Consider the following 505-nt stretch of genomic DNA (forward strand, 5'->3'; position numbering starts at 1 on the left):
AGCGTAGCGAGTCAGTGAGCGAGGAAGCGGAAGAGCGCCTGAACTGGCATTTTCTCCTTACGCATCTGTGCGGCATTTCACACCGGACATGGCGCACTTTTCATACAATCCGCACTGATGCCGAATGGTTAAGCCAGTATACACTCCGCTATCGCTACGTGACTGGGTCAGGGCTTCGCCCCGACACCCCAAAGGTCAACGGCCTGACGCGCCCTGGCGGGCTTGTCTGCTCCCGGCATCCGCTCACAGACAAGCTGTGACCGTCTCCGGGAGCTGCATGTGTCAGCGGTTTTCACCGTCATCCCCGAAGCGTGCGAGGCAACTGCGGTAAAGCTCATCGGCGTGGTCGTGAAGCGATTCACAGATGTCTGCCTGTTCATCCGCGTCCAGTTCGTTGAGCTTCTCCAGCAGCGTTAATGTCTGGCCTCTGATGAAGCGGGCCATGTTAAGGGCGGTTTTTTCCTGTTTGGTCACTGATGCCTCCGTGTAAGGGGGGGTTCTGTTC

1 protein-coding gene and 1 pseudogene are annotated in these 505 nt (G+C 57.6%); one reads left to right on the plus strand and one right to left on the minus strand.

Annotated elements, in window-relative coordinates; translation table 11 throughout:
* Nucleotides 1-260 (plus strand): annotated as a pseudogene (locus QP437_RS09725) (hypothetical protein); the annotation flags it as partial.
* Nucleotides 261-282: 22 nt separating this feature from the next.
* On the opposite strand, the gene QP437_RS09730 reads toward QP437_RS09725, so the two are convergent.
* A complete protein-coding gene (locus QP437_RS09730; RefSeq protein WP_000165975.1) occupies nucleotides 283-474 on the minus strand; it encodes a Rop family plasmid primer RNA-binding protein in 192 nt (63 codons plus the stop codon).
* Nucleotides 475-505 lie beyond the last annotated feature (31 nt).

Origin of the sequence: Haemophilus sp. UMB1048, from assembly GCF_030218125.1 — a bacterium.
GTDB lineage: Bacteria > Pseudomonadota > Gammaproteobacteria > Enterobacterales > Pasteurellaceae > Haemophilus_D.